This window comes from Yoonia sp. F2084L, from assembly GCF_023015625.1.
Classification (GTDB): domain Bacteria; phylum Pseudomonadota; class Alphaproteobacteria; order Rhodobacterales; family Rhodobacteraceae; genus Yoonia.
On sequence record NZ_JALKAH010000004.1, the window covers coordinates 144200 to 158176 of the forward strand.

Consider the following 13977-nt stretch of genomic DNA (forward strand, 5'->3'; position numbering starts at 1 on the left):
CCCCGCGTGTGAGTGGTCGTGGGCCTGTCTTGAGCGCGAGAATGGCACGGAACACAGCCAGTTTCTGGTGCAGCTTTAGGCATCGGCAAGTTTCCGCGCGAGCGTGTTTTGTCGGGCAATCACCTGCCCCATATCAACGGTGGTCATTTGCCCTTCGGCCACAACCTGCCGTCCTTCGACAAAGAGGGCATCCACTTTCACCGGCCCGGCCAGAAGCAAGGCAGCGGGATCCCAGGAACCTGCGTTTTCAATCGTCTGTGCATTCCAGATAGCGATATCAGCCCGCTTGCCGATGGCAATCTGACCACAGTCATCACGGCCCAACACCTGCGCGCCACCACGCGTCGCAATCTCAAGCGCTTCGCGGGGGGACATCGCATCAGCCCCGTTTTGAACGCGTTGCAGCAGCATCGCCTGACGCGCCTCGCCCGCCAGATTGCCAATGTCATTGCTGGCCGAACCATCAACGCCCAGACCGACAGGCACACCCGCATCACGCATTTGCCGAACAGGGGCGATGCCGGACCCAAGCCTGCAATTGGAACAGGGGCAATGGGCGACGCCGGTCCGGCTGCGTGCGAATAGATCAATCTCCTGCCCGTCCAGTTTGACGCAATGGGCGTGCCAGACATCATCGCCGGTCCAGCCGAGGTCTTCGGCATATTGGCCCGGACGGCAGCCGAATTTCTCCAATGAATAGGCGATGTCTTCGTCATTTTCGGCCAAGTGGGTATGCATCATCACACCCTTGTCGCGGGCGAGGATGGCCGCATCGCGCATCAGGTCGCGGGTGACCGAAAACGGGCTGCAAGGGGCCACGCCCACACGGACCATGGCACCCGGCTTCGGGTCATGGAACGCGTCAATGACCCGGATGCAATCCTCAAGGATCGCGGCTTCGTTTTCGACCAATGCATCGGGTGGCAGGCCACCGTCGCTTTCCCCGATGCTCATCGCGCCACGCGTTGCATGGAACCGCAGACCTATGTCGCGTGCGGCGGCAATCGTATCATCCAGACGCGCGCCACCGGGGTAGAGGTAAAGGTGATCGGACGTCAGCGTGCACCCAGACAGGGCCAGTTCCGCCAGACCGACTTGGGCCGAGACATACATCTCTTCGGGACCGAACCGCGCCCAGATCGGGTAAAGCCGCTGTAGCCAGCCAAAGAGCAGCGCATCCTGAGCGCCTGGCACTGCGCGCGTCAACGTTTGATAAAGATGGTGGTGGGTGTTCACCAAACCGGGGGTTATGGTTTTGCCGTTGGCATGAACGACCTCAGCCGCCTCGGCGATCAGGTCTTGGCCGACCTGTGCAATCTGGCCGTTTCGCAGCAGCACATCAGCATTGTGCAATTCGCGGCGCTGGTCATCCATTGTAAGGATCACGTCAGCGCCTTTGATCAGCACATCATGCAAGCGGCATTTCCTGCAAAATAGCCAGTGCCTCGGCGTGGATTTCTGCGTTGGCGGCGGCAAGTGCGCGTCCGCCGTCATGTGCCGGACCGCCTTGCCAATCCGTCACGATACCACCTGCCGCCTGAATAACAGCGATGGGCGCCTGAATATCGTAGGGGTTCAATCCCGCCTCGATCACAAGGTCGACCTGCCCGGCAGCCAGTAACGCATAGCCATAGCAATCCATTCCATAGCGGGTCAGCCGGGCACGGCTTGCCACGGCAGCAAAGGCGGCACCCTCTTGCGGAGTTCCAACCTCCGGGAATGTGGTCAGAACTGTTGCCGCGGCCAATGGACGTGGATCGTGGCAGCGCAGTTTTACTTGCCCCATGGGCCCCGCGACCTCGGCCCGGCCAAAACCTCCGACAAATCGCTCACCAATATAGGGTTGATCAATCATGCCAAAGAGCGGACCGGTCGCATCCGCAACCGAGATCAGAACACCCCAGGTCGGTGTGCCACTGATATATCCACGCGTGCCATCTATCGGATCAAGCACCCAGGTCAGGCCTGAAGTACCGGTCTGATGGCCGAACTCTTCTCCAAGGATTGCATCGTCAGGGCGCATATCAGCCAGAACCGCGCGCATTGCCTCTTCGGCGTCGCGATCGGCCACCGTCACCGGGTCAAATCCACTGCTGTCCTTATTGGCAGTTGCCAGGCCAGATGCCCGAAAATGCGCCAAAGTCACTGGCCGTGCCGCATCAGCAAGAGCATGCGCGACACGGACCAGTTCCGTTTGGGTTGAAATGGGGACTGTCATCAAGGGAGATCCTTCATCTGCACCAGCTTAGCTTTCGCGGTAAGCGGTGCAGAATGACAGGTCAAGTAGTGGGCTAAGCTGCCTCGCTCAGTACCCTTGCAAGATCGAACAAACGCCGACGCTGATTTTCCGGGATCGCATAATACGACCGCAGCAATTCCAACGCTTCTTTATCGGTCAGGATGTCGCCCGGCATATCAGTGCCGGTTGCATCAGTTGTGACCGGTGCGTCCAATCCTTCGAAAAAGAAAGAGACGTTTACGCCCAATACCTTAGCAATGTCCCAAAGTCGGGACGCGCTGACACGGTTCATGCCAGTCTCATATTTCTGGATTTGCTGGAACTTGATACCAACAGCTTCCGCAAGTTGCTGTTGGGTTGTTCCGTTCATCCACCGTCTATGCCGGATTCGTTTACCGACGTGTACGTCAACGGGGTGTTTCATTTAGTCTTCCTCACTCTTCAAGGACGTCATGCGCAATATGCATCGTCCCTATCTATGCAGGTCAAACGCCTGCTGTGGTCAAACCACCGGTTACTAACGCATGCCAAACAGCATTCGCATAGAACACGCAACGGTTGCAGCCCAACTCCTTACCTTAAGGACAGGTTTAGAGGGCAACTATGAAAACTTTGCCTAAAATTTTGACATTTTACAAATCACAAGCGTGCCACGATAAGGGTTAACAAAATCGTAATACGAAGGAGCCAAGGCTGATGCAGGCATTTCAAGTAGCGTCTTTTGGCGACAAGCCCGGTCTCGCAGACATTGCAGATCCGGCGCCCGGACCAGGTGAGGTGTTGCTGAGGATTGCGGCCTGTGGTTTGAATTTCGCAGACCTGCTTATGGCCAAAGGCACCTATCAGGATACGCCCACCCCGCCCTTCACCCTTGGCATGGAGGTCTGCGGGACAGTCATCGCCCAAGGTGATGGTGTCACCCACCCTGCCCTCGGTGCCCGCGTCGCTGTATTTGGTGGTCAGGGCGGCTTGGCCGAGAAAGGCGTCTTTCCAGCCGCACTCTGTCGTCTCGTGCCTGACACGATGGATGACGCTACTGCCGCTGGTTTCATGGTGGCCTTTGGCACATCACATTTGGCGCTGACACGTCGCGCCAATCTGCAATCAGGCGAAACGCTTTTGGTGCTTGGTGCCGCAGGCGGTGTTGGGCTGACAGCGGTGGAAATCGGCAAAGCGATGGGCGCCAAGGTGATTGCTGTCGCGCGCGGCGCGGATAAGCTGGCTGTCGCGAAAGCGGCAGGCGCGGATCACCTGATTGACAGTGAAACGGATGACATCAAGGCGGCTGTCAAGGCGCTTGGTGGAGCCGATGTGGTTTATGACCCTGTGGGTGGTGATGCGTTCAAAGCCGCCCTTGGCGCATGTAATCGCGAGGCGCGGGTCATTGTGATCGGCTTTGCCAGCGGGGATGTGCCGCAAATTCCAGCCAACATTATTCTGGTCAAAAACATCACAGTAATCGGCTTTTACTGGGGTGGTTATCTGGGTTTCAAACCGCAAGCGCTGACTGAAAGCCTTGCTGAACTGATGTCATGGCATGCAGATGGAAAACTGCATCCGCACATCAGTCATATACTCCCGCTGGACCAAGCCGCAGAGGCGTTAGAGCTCATGCGCACCCGGAAATCCACCGGCAAGGTTGTTGTCACGCCGTAAGCAACTGGGGCACCAGCTTCGGCGTCGTGTAGCATTGTTGTATTATGCCGGCCATCGCCTGACTGGGCTGATCGTCGGGTTTCAGCAGGTAAAGATTGATGTTCTGTGGCTTTAGCGCAGGCAAAAGCCCGCCATGGTCGATCACTTCGGTATGCGGTGGCAAACTGCCTTTCAGCGCCACATGCACGGCAAGGTCGGCGCTGACTGCGGCCTCAACCGCGTTGTCCAACTCTGAATCCACCGCCATCGTCCAGTTGATCCCACGGCCATTCAATGCCTGCAGCACGCCACTGCGGAAAATGCAGTTGCCACAAAAAGCCACCGGCAAGGGCTGTTTGCGCCATGCCTGCCCGTCCAGCGCACCGATCCAAAGCAATGGAAGTTCGACCAAAACCTGTCCACCGGGGCCACAGGTTTCTTCGGTCGTCAGGATCAGATCAACCTCGCCCCGGCCAAACATATCCAACAGCTTGCGCGTGGGGGCGGAAATCAATCGGACCTGCATGCGCGGAAAATCAGCGGCAAACCGTTTCAGGACAGCGGGCACCACCGGATAAATAATGTCATGGGGCACGCCCAGTTTCAGCTCGCCCTCAAATTCAGTGGCCGTCAGTTTGTTCAATATCTCATCGTTGATCTTTAGCATCGAGCGGGCGTAACCCAGCAACTGTTCACCCGCAGGGGTCAGCGCGATCGTCCGCGCCGACCGATCAAGCAACGCGACATCTAACGATTCCTCCAGCCGTTTAAGCTGCATTGAAACGGCGGACTGGGTCAGGTTCAGCATACCGGCGGCACGGGTCACACCCCCGGCATCGGACACTGCCACAAACGAACGCAAAGCGGTCAGATCAAGATTTCGAGCCATATCACAATTCCTGATACTAGAATTCAAAAACATTCATTTTCATTATGGAATACCCTCCTCCATATATCAAGTATTGAAATACGAAAGAGACAAAGCATCACGAGAGGACATGATATGAGCATCTCAGCCCACACCGCAATTCAACACACAAACTGTGAACCAAAGCCCCTTGGTCTGTGGGCAAAGCTTGGCCAGATGCTCGCTGCTGGGAAGCAGCGGCGCCAATTGCGCGCGGCGGACGATCATTTGCTCGCAGATATCGGAATTACGCGCCACGAAGCCGAGTCCGAGGCCCGCCAACCAATGTGGAATGTGCCCAATCACTGGCGCAACTAACCCTTATGTTTACGAGACCTGCGACATTCCCGCCCAAAAAAGTCAGAAACCCGCGAAACGGCGCTATTCAGCCTTGAAAAAGTGCTGATGCCTGCCAATATCCTGCGCAAGGATGCCGTTTCGCGGCGCCACTGTTTAATCTGGAGGTCTCAATGGCTCAAGAACAACTCATTAGAACGGTCGGCGGAGCACGCGCGGCCGAGATTGATGCGGGTCTTCGCGCCCACATGAATAAGGTCTACGGCACAATGTCCGTGGGCATGCTGATCACATTTGCCGTGGCTTGGGCCGTGGGTACATCCCCTGCTCTGCTGTCTGTCTTCCGTGATCCGATCACACTGTCGCCAAATATCCTTGGCTGGATCGTGATGTTCGCGCCACTTGCGATGGTTTTTGGCTTTGGTGCGATGATCAACCGTTTCTCAGCCGCCGCTGCGCAGACGTTCTTTTACGCGTTTGCCGCCGTGATGGGCCTGTCGATGGCATGGATTTTTGTGGCCTTCACTGGTCTGTCCATCGCCAACGTCTTCTTGATCACGTCGATCGCTTTCGCGGGTCTTAGCCTTTATGGCTACACGACCAAGAAAGATATTTCCGGCTGGGGCGCGTTCCTGATCATGGGTGTGATTGGTCTGATCGTCGCGATGATCGTCAACATCTTCCTGCAGTCCCCTGCAATCATGTTCGCGATCTCTATTCTTGGCGTACTGATCTTTGCTGGCTTGACCGCCTATGACACGCAGAAGATCAAGAACGACTATATTGCGCACGCAGCACATGCTGATCAGGAATGGTTGGGCAAAGCGGCCATCATGGGCGCGCTGAACCTCTACCTCGACTTTATCAACATGTTCATGTTCCTGCTGCAATTGTTCGGCAATCGAGAGTAAAGTCTCACACACGCACGAAGTTACCGACAGGCCCCGCTTAACTATTTGTTAGGCGGGGCTTTTTCTATTTTTGCACGCGCCATGCTAAGATCAATTGATTCAGGAACACCAGCAGTCCAATGAGGCGTTATTTGCAACGCTTCTGCTGAAATGCTTGGAAACGATAATGCGCATGCATGCAGACTGTTCAGAGTTGCTCTTGAACGCGTAACTGCATGAAGCATTTGAACACAAACACGGAGGGCGTTCGCGCAAGCTAGCCAACCAAAGTCAGACAAGCTTACTCGTCGAAATACGCATTGTGAGTGGTGTAAATTGCCTCAACAGTCGGTGTCAGGCGATCAAGGTGAGCGCGCAATACCCGGTCCGCCGCCGAGGCATTTCCCGCGATAAGAGCCTCAAGCATCTCTTCGTGATCACGATAGAGAATGATCATCGCTTCTTTGCTTGTCAGGGCCAACATGCAAAGCCGATCAACCTGGGCTTTGTTCTCTGCGATGATTTCAAAGGCAAAGGATTGCTTGGCCGATGCGCATAGAAGCCTGTGAAACTCGTAGTCCAGCTCGTGAAACAACGCCACATCACCCGCATCAACCGCATCCGACTGCGCCCGCAAATTTGCCTTGAGGTCTGCATCAATTGATATGTCGCGACTATGTGCCGCCGACCTGATCACTTCCAACTCAACGGCTGTCCGCACAAACCGCGCATTCGCAATCAACCGACGAGAAAAAGGCCTTACGACGGTCGCCCGCTGGGGGCGCACCAAGAGAAGGTTCAGATTGGCCAGCCGGGTAAACGCCTCGCGGACGGGTTGGCGCGAATAGCCAAAGGTCTTTGCCACATCGCTTTCTGAAATCTTGGTGCCAGGAAGCAATTCCAACCGCGTGATCTGGCCGAACAATGCGTCAAAAACAACATCACTGCTTGTCGTGCGTTCAAGGGTTCCGAGTGCTGCCATGGTGTCTCATTCGTCTTCCGGTTGCCCTACTTTGGCAGAACCCAGAGAGGATTCATAGTGCAATGTTGCATACTAGAAGACAAAACTATTCATATTTTTAAAGGACTAACCACAAATCATACAAAAAATTCAAAACTATTATGTTGACTAGTATCCCAGTTTGCGTGTTGAGTACCGACACGAGCGAAGGTGTAGCTGCCGCGCTTGCCAGGGGAGAGCACGATCACCCACGACGTGAGTGATTGCTGATCTGGCAAGGCGATTTGCGCGTTTTCGAACAGAAAATATGGCCACAACCGGCCAGCCAAAATACGATTTGAACCTGATCTGGGAGGATACGATGTTCAACTACTCACTTAAGGGAATGGCCCTGGCGGCAGTTCTTCTCAGCGGCGCAACGACCGCTATCGCAGATGTCACTCTGCGCGGTGCAAGCATGTTTGACGAAGACCATGCTTTCACGAAAACGATGCGTGAATTCGAAAGACTGGTTGCCGAAAAATATGATGGTGATGTCAGCTTTGATCTGCGCCTGAACGGAGAGCTTGGCGTTGAATCCGACTACGTGACGTATCTGAACCAAGGCGTCGCCGTCGATTACACAATCCTTGCACCGTCCAACATGGCCGTCTTTTCTGAATCAGTTCCGCTGATGGATATGCCGTTCTTATTCCGCGACCTTGAGCATTGGGACGCTGTGCTGTCGTCCGATGCCTTTGCCCCGCTTGAGGCCGATTTGCGCGAAGCCGCTGGTATCGTGATCGTCGGCTATCACGGCGGTGGCGTCCGTAATCTGGTATCCGCCGAACCGATCACCAACATGCAAGAGCTTGCAGATCACCGCATGCGTGTCATGGGTGCCCCCATTCAGGCGCAAACTTTCGATGCGGTCGGCGCAGCACCCGCAGCAATTGCCTATAACGAAGTTTACAATGCGATCCAGACAGGTGTCATTGCCGGCTTTGAAAACGAAGCTGCATCCATCCAGAACCTGAAGTTCTATGAGGTGGCGCCGCATATCTCACTCACGCAACATACAATCACTGTGCGTCCTATCGTGTTCTCGGCAAAAATCTTTGATGCGCTTGATGCAGACCTTCAGGCTGCAATCATGGCCGCTGGCAAAGAAGCCGGTGCCTTTGGCCGCGCCCTTGAGTCGGGTGCCGACGGTGAAATCCTCGCTGAAATGGAAGCTGCAGGTCAGGTGGTAATCCATGAATTCGACGGCCGTGAGCAGATGCTCGAACTGGTCGGCCCCGTTCAGGATGCTTACGCTGCTGAACTGGGCGCGACGGCGTTGCTCGAAAACGTGCGCGGTATGTGATCTCCCGGTTGGCGGGCGGAATGCTGTACTTTTTCTGCCCGCTGACACTTCAACCTGACGCTGCTTGGCTGCGTTGCACTGCGAACGAGGGCAGATCATGTTTGGAAGATATCTCGATACGTTCTGTGCAGGCCTTCGCATTTTGCTTGGTGTCTTGATGGGCTCGCTGGCGATACCAGTCGCGATGCAAGTGATCTCTCGCTACACTGGCCTCATCCCGACGTTTCTTTGGACAGAAGAGCTCGCGACATTTCTGTTTATCTGGATTGTGATGATCGGATCCGTGGTTGCCGTTTGGGATGGTACGCACTTTGACGTGCGCATTACGCGCGATGCGGTCGGACCCTGGGGACGCCTTTTGCAAAACGGGGTAGTCCATATCGGGATCATGATCTTTGGCGCTCTGTTTCTGCTCTATGGCATTGAGTACACAGAGTTTGGCGGCAACCAGCGATCTGTGATGATGCGCGCAAATCTCGCCATCACACATGTTTCTGTGCCTGTTGCAGGCGGGCTTTGGCTTCTCTTTTCAGGCTATCGCCTGTTCGAAACTATCGCTGCATTTCGCAACCGTCGGGGCATCGGGTCATGATCCTTGGTACCGCCACAGCGGCCTCAATGCTGATCGCCGTATTTCTGATCCTGATCTTCATCCGTATCCCAGTTGCCTTCGCGTTGGGCTTGTCGACCATCCCGGTGGTTTTGGTCGAATTGCGGCTGACCCCTTTCATCGTGCTGGACCGGATGTTCCAGTCCTACAACTCGTTCATCTTGCTGGCGGTGCCGTTCTTTCTATTGGCGGCAAATTTGATGAATTCGGGCAAAGTCACCGACCGGCTGATCGAATTGGCGCGTGTGCTGACCGGCTGGATGCCCGGCGGCCTTGGCCATGTAAATGTCGCGGTTTCCATGTTGTTTGCCGGTATCTCCGGGTCTTCAACTGCCGATGCAGCGGGCATCGGGAAAATTCTGATCCCAGCGATGGAAAAGGAAGGCTATGACACACGGTTCGCAGTTGCGATCACAGCATGTTCTTCAGTGATGGGCGTCATCATCCCACCGTCAATCCTGATGATTGTCTGGGGTGGCGTCATGCAGGTTTCGGTAGGCGCGTTGTTTCTGGGCGGTGCAATCCCCGGCCTGATGATTGGTCTGGCTTTGATGGCGACCGTCTATGGTTTCGCCAAAGCGCGCAATTATCCGGTGACGGCGTCCCCAAACTGGGGCGCGTTCTGGGCCGCATGGCGCGGTGCAGCACTTGCCCTGTTGACGCCGGTGTTCGTGATTGGTGGTATTGTCGGCGGGTTCGTGACGCCGACAGAAAGTGCGATCATCGCGGCGGGGTACGCGCTTTTCCTTGGCATGTTTGTCTATAAGACAGTCACGCCAAAGGACCTTGGCGGTATCCTGTATGATACGGCACGTTTTGCGGCGATCTCACTTTTCGCCATCGGAACAGCGTCGGCATTCGGCTGGCTGCTATCGTTCTATAATGCGCCGCGCCTGATCGTCAGCATTCTGACAGCCTGGGAATTCGGCGCGTTTGGGACAGCGCTGCTGATCGCCGCACTCTTCCTGATCTTCGGACTGTTCATTGACGCGATCCCGACCATTATCATCCTTGGCACAGTCTTGATGCCCGTCGCACAGGCAGGCGGCGTAGACCCGATAGCTTTTGCAATCATTGGCATCGTCTCTCTGGCTTTCGGGCTTGTCACACCGCCTTATGGACTGTGCTTACTCATCTCCGCTGCAATCGGTGGCCTCAACGTCGTGCAGGTGTTGCGTGAAGTTGTCCTTATCCTGGCACCGATGCTCGTCATCCTCGTTTTATTAGCTGCATTCCCTGAAATCATCCTCTGGCTCCCGCAAACCTTGATGCCAGGGGCATTCCCAAACTAGCGCCCGCTGGGCTGCTTTGACCCACGCACAACAACTGCGAAATCGTCATTTCGCGAAAGGAAGGATCACTATGAAACTCGCAGGTAAGACAGCCATCATAACCGGTGGTGGCCGTGACATTGGGCGTGCGGTTGCAACCAAGCTGGCCTCTGAAGGGGCGAATGTTGCGATCAATTATTTCTCAAGCTCCGCGGGTGCTGATCAGACAGTTGCCGAAATAGAAGCCGCCGGGGGCCGCGCATTTGCGATGCAAGGTGATCTCAACAAAAAAGAGGATGTCGATGCGCTGGTGTCAAAAACGGTTCAAGCGTTTGGCAGCGTTGATGTCCTTGTGAACAACGCGGGCGGATTGATTGCACGCAAGACGGTTGCGGAAATGCCGCTTGAGCATTGGGAAGATGTGATGCGCCTCAATGTTACCAGCACCTTCTTGATGACCCAAGCCTGCCTCGCAGAGATGAAATCAGGGGCTATCGTCAATCTGGCCAGCCAAGCAGGCCGTGATGGGGGTGGTCCGGGTGCTGTTGCATATGCGACTGCCAAGGGCGCTGTGATGACGATGACGCGGGGCCTTGCCAAAGAGTTGGGCCCGGACATTCGCGTCAACGCGCTTTGCCCCGGAATGATTGACACGGATTTCCACAACATTCACACACCAGATGCAGGCCGCCGTGGTTTTGAAGCGAACGCGCCGCTGAAACGTCAAGGTCATGTCGACGATGCTGCAAATCTGGTTCTATTTCTTGCCTGCGACGACAGTGCATTTGTGACGGGCACCAACGTTGATTTGAATGGCGGCATGCTGTTTTCATAGACGAAAAGAGGCACCAAATGTCCAACTTCCCGATTGTCCCCACCGGTGAAAATGTCACGCGGCAGGTTCTTTCTGATCATCCTGATCTGATGGTCGTTGCTTTTCGGTTTGCGGCCTCCGGTGCGATCGGTGCCTTGCATGATCATCCACACGTACAGTCGACTTACGTCGAAAGTGGACGGTTTCGGTTCACCCTTGGTGATAGCGAGCAAGAGTTTGGACCCGGCGATAGCTTCATCGTCCCGTCGGGGCAAACCCATGGCTGCGTCTGTCTGGCCTCGGGCACACTTGTGGACAGCTTCACCCCGCGACGTGACGATTTTCTGTAGTTGCCATGCAGTTTCTGGCGATTGGTGAGTGTATGGCAGAGCTGGCCCCGATGGAACGGCCATCTGAATTCAGACTTGGCTATGCAGGTGATACGTTCAACACCGCGTGGTACCTTGCCCAAATAGCACCGAACATACACGTAAGCTTTGCAACGGCCGTGGGCGATGACGTGATTTCGCAAGGCATGCGGGCTTTCATGCGAAACAGCCATATCAACGACGCGTTTGTGCAAGTCATTCCTGGCAAGACAGTCGGTCTGTATCTGATCCATCTTAAAGACGGCGAGCGCAGCTTTTCTTACTGGCGCAACAGTTCGGCGGCGCGGCAGCTTGCTGTTGATCAGGCAGCTTTGGAGCAATCCATGGTCCGCGCTGATCTCATATATTTCTCGGGAATTACGCTTGCGATCCTTGATCCGCAATCGCGCCAGAACCTGTTTAGCGCCCTGGGGCGTGCACGCGCAGCAGGCAAAACCATCGCGTTTGACACAAACCTGAGGCCACGTCTTTGGGACGACACTGACGAGATGATACAGACGATCATGTTTGCCGCCGCTCAGTCCGACATAGTCCTGCCGTCGCATGAGGACGAAGCGGTTTGGTTTGGCGACAACAGCGCAACCGAGACCTTGGATCGTTACGCAAAGCTTGGTCCCGGACTTGTCATCGTAAAGAACAGCGCCGATCCGGTCGTATTTCAACATGCGGGCAAGCGCGGCGAAATCCATGTGGAACCTGCGATAGATTTTGTCGATACAACCGCGGCTGGGGATAGTTTCAACGCCGGTGTTTTTGCAGAGATTATGAAGTCCGGTGATCCAGTCAAAGGCATAAAGTCAGGCTGCCGATTGGCCGGGCAGGTCGTAAGAAAGAAAGGTGCTCTTGTGCCAATCGAACCTTTGGAGGGAGTTGAATAGCTGTGAAGCAAACATGGCGCTGGTTTGGGCCAAGAGACGCGATATCAATCTCTGACATCAAACAGACAGGGGCGAGCGGCGTTGTCACGGCGCTGCAACACGTCCCGCCGGGGACAAACGTGGTCGGTTGCCGATATCAAGCTGCGGCAGCAACAGGTTATTTGCCCTCATGGCGAGGGATCAGGTTTGAGCTGGGATGTCGTCGAGAGTGTTCCAGTTTCTGAAGCCATCAAGTGCCAAAAAACCCCACAGCTGTTCAGCAACCCAAAGTAAACATCCGGTAGGATCTGAGAACCACAGGCCTGCTAGACGAAATGTCTAGCTGGCCCTTTTTTGTGCATTTTGCAATTCGCGTCACTCATGCACTTCCAGTATGCGCCGATGTTTAAGCGCTTCATTCCGCACCTGTCCGAACGTACGAAAACCCCGCGCTTCAAGTATGGGAAGTAGAGCAGCAAAGGCCTGTGCCGTTGCCATCGCGTCGCCAAGACCGGTGTGGCGCAATTCTTCAGGGATGGTGATCTCAAGCCGCTCGCACAAAGCATCCAGCGTATGCACGGCAGACCCGCCGAAAACGATTGCCGAAAGGTGGACAGTGTCCATGACCGGATTTTCAAAACCAACCCCGCCCCGGTTCAGGAATGCCATGTCAAAGGGCGCGTTATGCGCGACCAGCACGGCATCCGCCGTGTAGGCCCGGAACGTCTCGTGCACTGCGGCAAAATCAGGGGCATCGGCAACCATAGTATCGTCGATCCCGTGCACCCTGGTGGATTGGGCTGGAATGGGTCGGCCAGGGTTAACAAGCGTGTCAAACGTCTCGGCCAAAATGACCCGCCCGTTCACGACCCGCACCGCCCCCAGTTGCACAACATCGTCCTTTTGTGGATCAAGCCCGGTGGTTTCACTGTCGAACACAACGAAAGTCAGATTGCGCAGTGCTGTCTCATTGATATCCGTGGCGGGCGTTTGATCGAACAAATCAAAGTCATAGACCAAGGGCCGGGCTGCATCAGGGTCCAACGGCTCTAACATCACCATATATCCGCTGTCGTCGTCAAAGATGCGGATATGACCCGAATAGACGGCCCCTGACTTACCCTTGATGGTGATCGCGCAACGCATCTGGCTTCGCTTTTTCATCTTCGCCAGCGTGTCATGCAACGTGCCTTCATCCAGATAGTCGCAGACAGATGCGTTCAATCGGGCCGGTGCCTCTTTTTCCATCAGATCGGCAGCTTGCCCATCGTAAAGCACGATCTGGTCGTCTGGCCTTGCGACGATTACCGCAACGGGGATGTCCGACAGGATGCGCAAAAGCTGCGCGCGCTGGCGTTCCAGGCGGTCAGTCTTTTGCGCCACTGTTTCGGCGGTGGCCTGCGATGCTTCGCCCAACCTGTCGCTGATGGCACAGGCGGCAGGGGCGAGGTCACCGAGGTATTTAGCGGCCTTTTCATCAAGTGCGGTTTCAATTCCGGATTCCGCGCGCACGCGGATTTGTGCGGCCAGCGTCTCGATGGGTTTGCTGACGTTTTCGTCGAACAACCGCCAGACGAAGGTCGCCAGTGCCAGAATACCGAAGCCCGCGGTCACTGCCACGGTTGTAAAGGCCGAAAATGCTGCGGGACTGCCAAGTTGCCGATAGCCCAAGATCAGGGCACCCAAGATCACGGCAATCCCCCCAAGCCCAATCAGACTGAAAAAGAGAAACACGCGCAGGCGAAGGCTGAGGTGCGTCATG

The 13977-nt window shown here is 55.5% G+C and carries 16 protein-coding genes; 10 read left to right on the forward strand and 6 right to left on the reverse strand.

The genetic code is table 11. The features are described from left to right. Positions 1-75: 75 nt before the first annotated feature. From MWU60_RS12365 to MWU60_RS12375, 3 genes are all read right to left on the reverse strand, one after another. Positions 76-1416, reverse strand: coding sequence for an 8-oxoguanine deaminase (locus tag MWU60_RS12365; protein ID WP_247227638.1), 1341 nt, complete (start codon positions 1414-1416; stop codon positions 76-78). Continuing rightward, entirely contained in the window at positions 1409-2218 is an 810-nt protein-coding gene (locus MWU60_RS12370) for an inositol monophosphatase family protein (protein WP_247227639.1), read from the reverse strand. The genes MWU60_RS12365 and MWU60_RS12370 overlap by 8 nt, the downstream gene beginning before the upstream one ends. 73 nt (positions 2219-2291) lie before the next feature. After that, a complete protein-coding gene (locus tag MWU60_RS12375; protein WP_247227640.1) occupies positions 2292-2663 on the reverse strand; it encodes a helix-turn-helix transcriptional regulator in 372 nt (123 codons plus the stop codon). Between the two features lie 272 nt (positions 2664-2935). Here MWU60_RS12375 and MWU60_RS12380 point away from each other — a divergent pair, with 272 nt between their 5' ends. Then, a complete protein-coding gene (locus MWU60_RS12380; RefSeq protein ID WP_247227641.1) occupies positions 2936-3895 on the forward strand; it encodes an NADPH:quinone oxidoreductase family protein in 960 nt (319 codons plus the stop codon). Here MWU60_RS12380 and MWU60_RS12385 read toward each other — a convergent pair. Further along, on the reverse strand, positions 3885-4763 hold the full coding sequence (locus tag MWU60_RS12385) for a LysR family transcriptional regulator (RefSeq protein ID WP_247227642.1): 879 nt from the start codon (positions 4761-4763) through the stop codon (positions 3885-3887). The two genes, MWU60_RS12380 and MWU60_RS12385, sit on opposite strands and share 11 nt — an antisense overlap. 114 nt (positions 4764-4877) lie before the next feature. Between MWU60_RS12385 and MWU60_RS12390 the strand changes: the two genes are divergently transcribed. Beyond that, a complete protein-coding gene (locus MWU60_RS12390; protein ID WP_247227643.1) occupies positions 4878-5099 on the forward strand; it encodes a DUF1127 domain-containing protein in 222 nt (73 codons plus the stop codon). A gap of 152 nt (positions 5100-5251) precedes the next feature. Next, a complete protein-coding gene (locus tag MWU60_RS12395) occupies positions 5252-5989 on the forward strand; it encodes a Bax inhibitor-1/YccA family protein (protein WP_247227644.1) in 738 nt (245 codons plus the stop codon). Positions 5990-6269: 280 nt separating this feature from the next. On the opposite strand, the gene MWU60_RS12400 is transcribed toward MWU60_RS12395, so the two are convergent. Then, the gene (locus MWU60_RS12400) at positions 6270-6950 is read right to left on the reverse strand and encodes a GntR family transcriptional regulator (protein WP_247227645.1); all 681 of its coding nucleotides are present in this window, start codon (positions 6948-6950) and stop codon (positions 6270-6272) included. Positions 6951-7236: 286 nt separating this feature from the next. On the opposite strand from MWU60_RS12400, the gene MWU60_RS12405 reads away from it, so the two are divergent. From MWU60_RS12405 to MWU60_RS19600, 7 genes are all read left to right on the forward strand, one after another. Next, entirely contained in the window at positions 7237-8274 is a 1038-nt protein-coding gene (locus MWU60_RS12405; protein ID WP_247227646.1) for a TRAP transporter substrate-binding protein, read from the forward strand. A 97-nt stretch (positions 8275-8371) separates the two neighbouring features. After that, positions 8372-8866: a TRAP transporter small permease subunit gene (locus tag MWU60_RS12410; RefSeq protein WP_247227647.1), complete on the forward strand. Its 495-nt coding sequence runs from the start codon at positions 8372-8374 to the stop codon at positions 8864-8866. Then, positions 8863-10176, forward strand: a complete 1314-nt coding sequence (locus MWU60_RS12415) for a TRAP transporter large permease (RefSeq protein WP_247227648.1) — start codon at positions 8863-8865, stop codon at positions 10174-10176. Before MWU60_RS12410 ends, MWU60_RS12415 begins: the two co-directional genes overlap by 4 nt. A gap of 70 nt (positions 10177-10246) precedes the next feature. Then, on the forward strand, positions 10247-10990 hold the full coding sequence (locus MWU60_RS12420) for a glucose 1-dehydrogenase (protein WP_247227649.1): 744 nt from the start codon (positions 10247-10249) through the stop codon (positions 10988-10990). A 17-nt stretch (positions 10991-11007) separates the two neighbouring features. Further along, on the forward strand, positions 11008-11319 hold the full coding sequence (locus MWU60_RS12425; RefSeq protein WP_247227650.1) for a cupin domain-containing protein: 312 nt from the start codon (positions 11008-11010) through the stop codon (positions 11317-11319). Between the two features lie 5 nt (positions 11320-11324). Next, positions 11325-12236 carry a sugar kinase gene (locus MWU60_RS12430; protein WP_247227651.1) on the forward strand — a complete coding sequence of 304 codons (912 nt, stop codon included), beginning with the start codon at positions 11325-11327 and terminating at the stop codon, positions 12234-12236. Between the two features lie 2 nt (positions 12237-12238). After that, positions 12239-12460: a mannonate dehydratase gene (locus MWU60_RS19600; protein WP_247227652.1), complete on the forward strand. Its 222-nt coding sequence runs from the start codon at positions 12239-12241 to the stop codon at positions 12458-12460. A gap of 130 nt (positions 12461-12590) precedes the next feature. Here the strand turns inward: MWU60_RS19600 and MWU60_RS12440 are convergent, their stop codons facing one another. Next, positions 12591-13976: a 3'-5' exonuclease gene (locus MWU60_RS12440; RefSeq protein ID WP_247227653.1), complete on the reverse strand. Its 1386-nt coding sequence runs from the start codon at positions 13974-13976 to the stop codon at positions 12591-12593. Between the last annotated feature and the right edge of the window lies 1 nt (position 13977).

Bases quoted from the DNA above. Each gene is read 5' to 3' on its own strand.
- MWU60_RS12385 (WP_247227642.1), bottom strand. From the start codon at position 4,763: ATGGCTCGAAATCTTGATCTGACCGCTTTGCGTTCGTTTGTGGCAGTG.
- MWU60_RS12425 (WP_247227650.1), top strand. From the start codon at position 11,008: ATGTCCAACTTCCCGATTGTCCCCACCGGTGAAAATGTCACGCGGCAG.
- MWU60_RS12395 (WP_247227644.1), top strand. From the start codon at position 5,252: ATGGCTCAAGAACAACTCATTAGAACGGTCGGCGGAGCACGCGCGGCC.
- MWU60_RS12370 (WP_247227639.1), bottom strand. From the start codon at position 2,218: ATGACAGTCCCCATTTCAACCCAAACGGAACTGGTCCGTGTCGCGCAT.
- MWU60_RS12415 (WP_247227648.1), top strand. From the start codon at position 8,863: ATGATCCTTGGTACCGCCACAGCGGCCTCAATGCTGATCGCCGTATTT.
- MWU60_RS12400 (WP_247227645.1), bottom strand. From the start codon at position 6,950: ATGGCAGCACTCGGAACCCTTGAACGCACGACAAGCAGTGATGTTGTT.
- MWU60_RS12440 (WP_247227653.1), bottom strand. From the start codon at position 13,976: ATGACGCACCTCAGCCTTCGCCTGCGCGTGTTTCTCTTTTTCAGTCTG.
- MWU60_RS12380 (WP_247227641.1), top strand. From the start codon at position 2,936: ATGCAGGCATTTCAAGTAGCGTCTTTTGGCGACAAGCCCGGTCTCGCA.
- MWU60_RS12430 (WP_247227651.1), top strand. From the start codon at position 11,325: ATGCAGTTTCTGGCGATTGGTGAGTGTATGGCAGAGCTGGCCCCGATG.
- MWU60_RS12405 (WP_247227646.1), top strand. From the start codon at position 7,237: ATGGCCACAACCGGCCAGCCAAAATACGATTTGAACCTGATCTGGGAG.
- MWU60_RS12390 (WP_247227643.1), top strand. From the start codon at position 4,878: ATGAGCATCTCAGCCCACACCGCAATTCAACACACAAACTGTGAACCA.
- MWU60_RS12410 (WP_247227647.1), top strand. From the start codon at position 8,372: ATGTTTGGAAGATATCTCGATACGTTCTGTGCAGGCCTTCGCATTTTG.
- MWU60_RS12375 (WP_247227640.1), bottom strand. From the start codon at position 2,663: ATGAAACACCCCGTTGACGTACACGTCGGTAAACGAATCCGGCATAGA.
- MWU60_RS12420 (WP_247227649.1), top strand. From the start codon at position 10,247: ATGAAACTCGCAGGTAAGACAGCCATCATAACCGGTGGTGGCCGTGAC.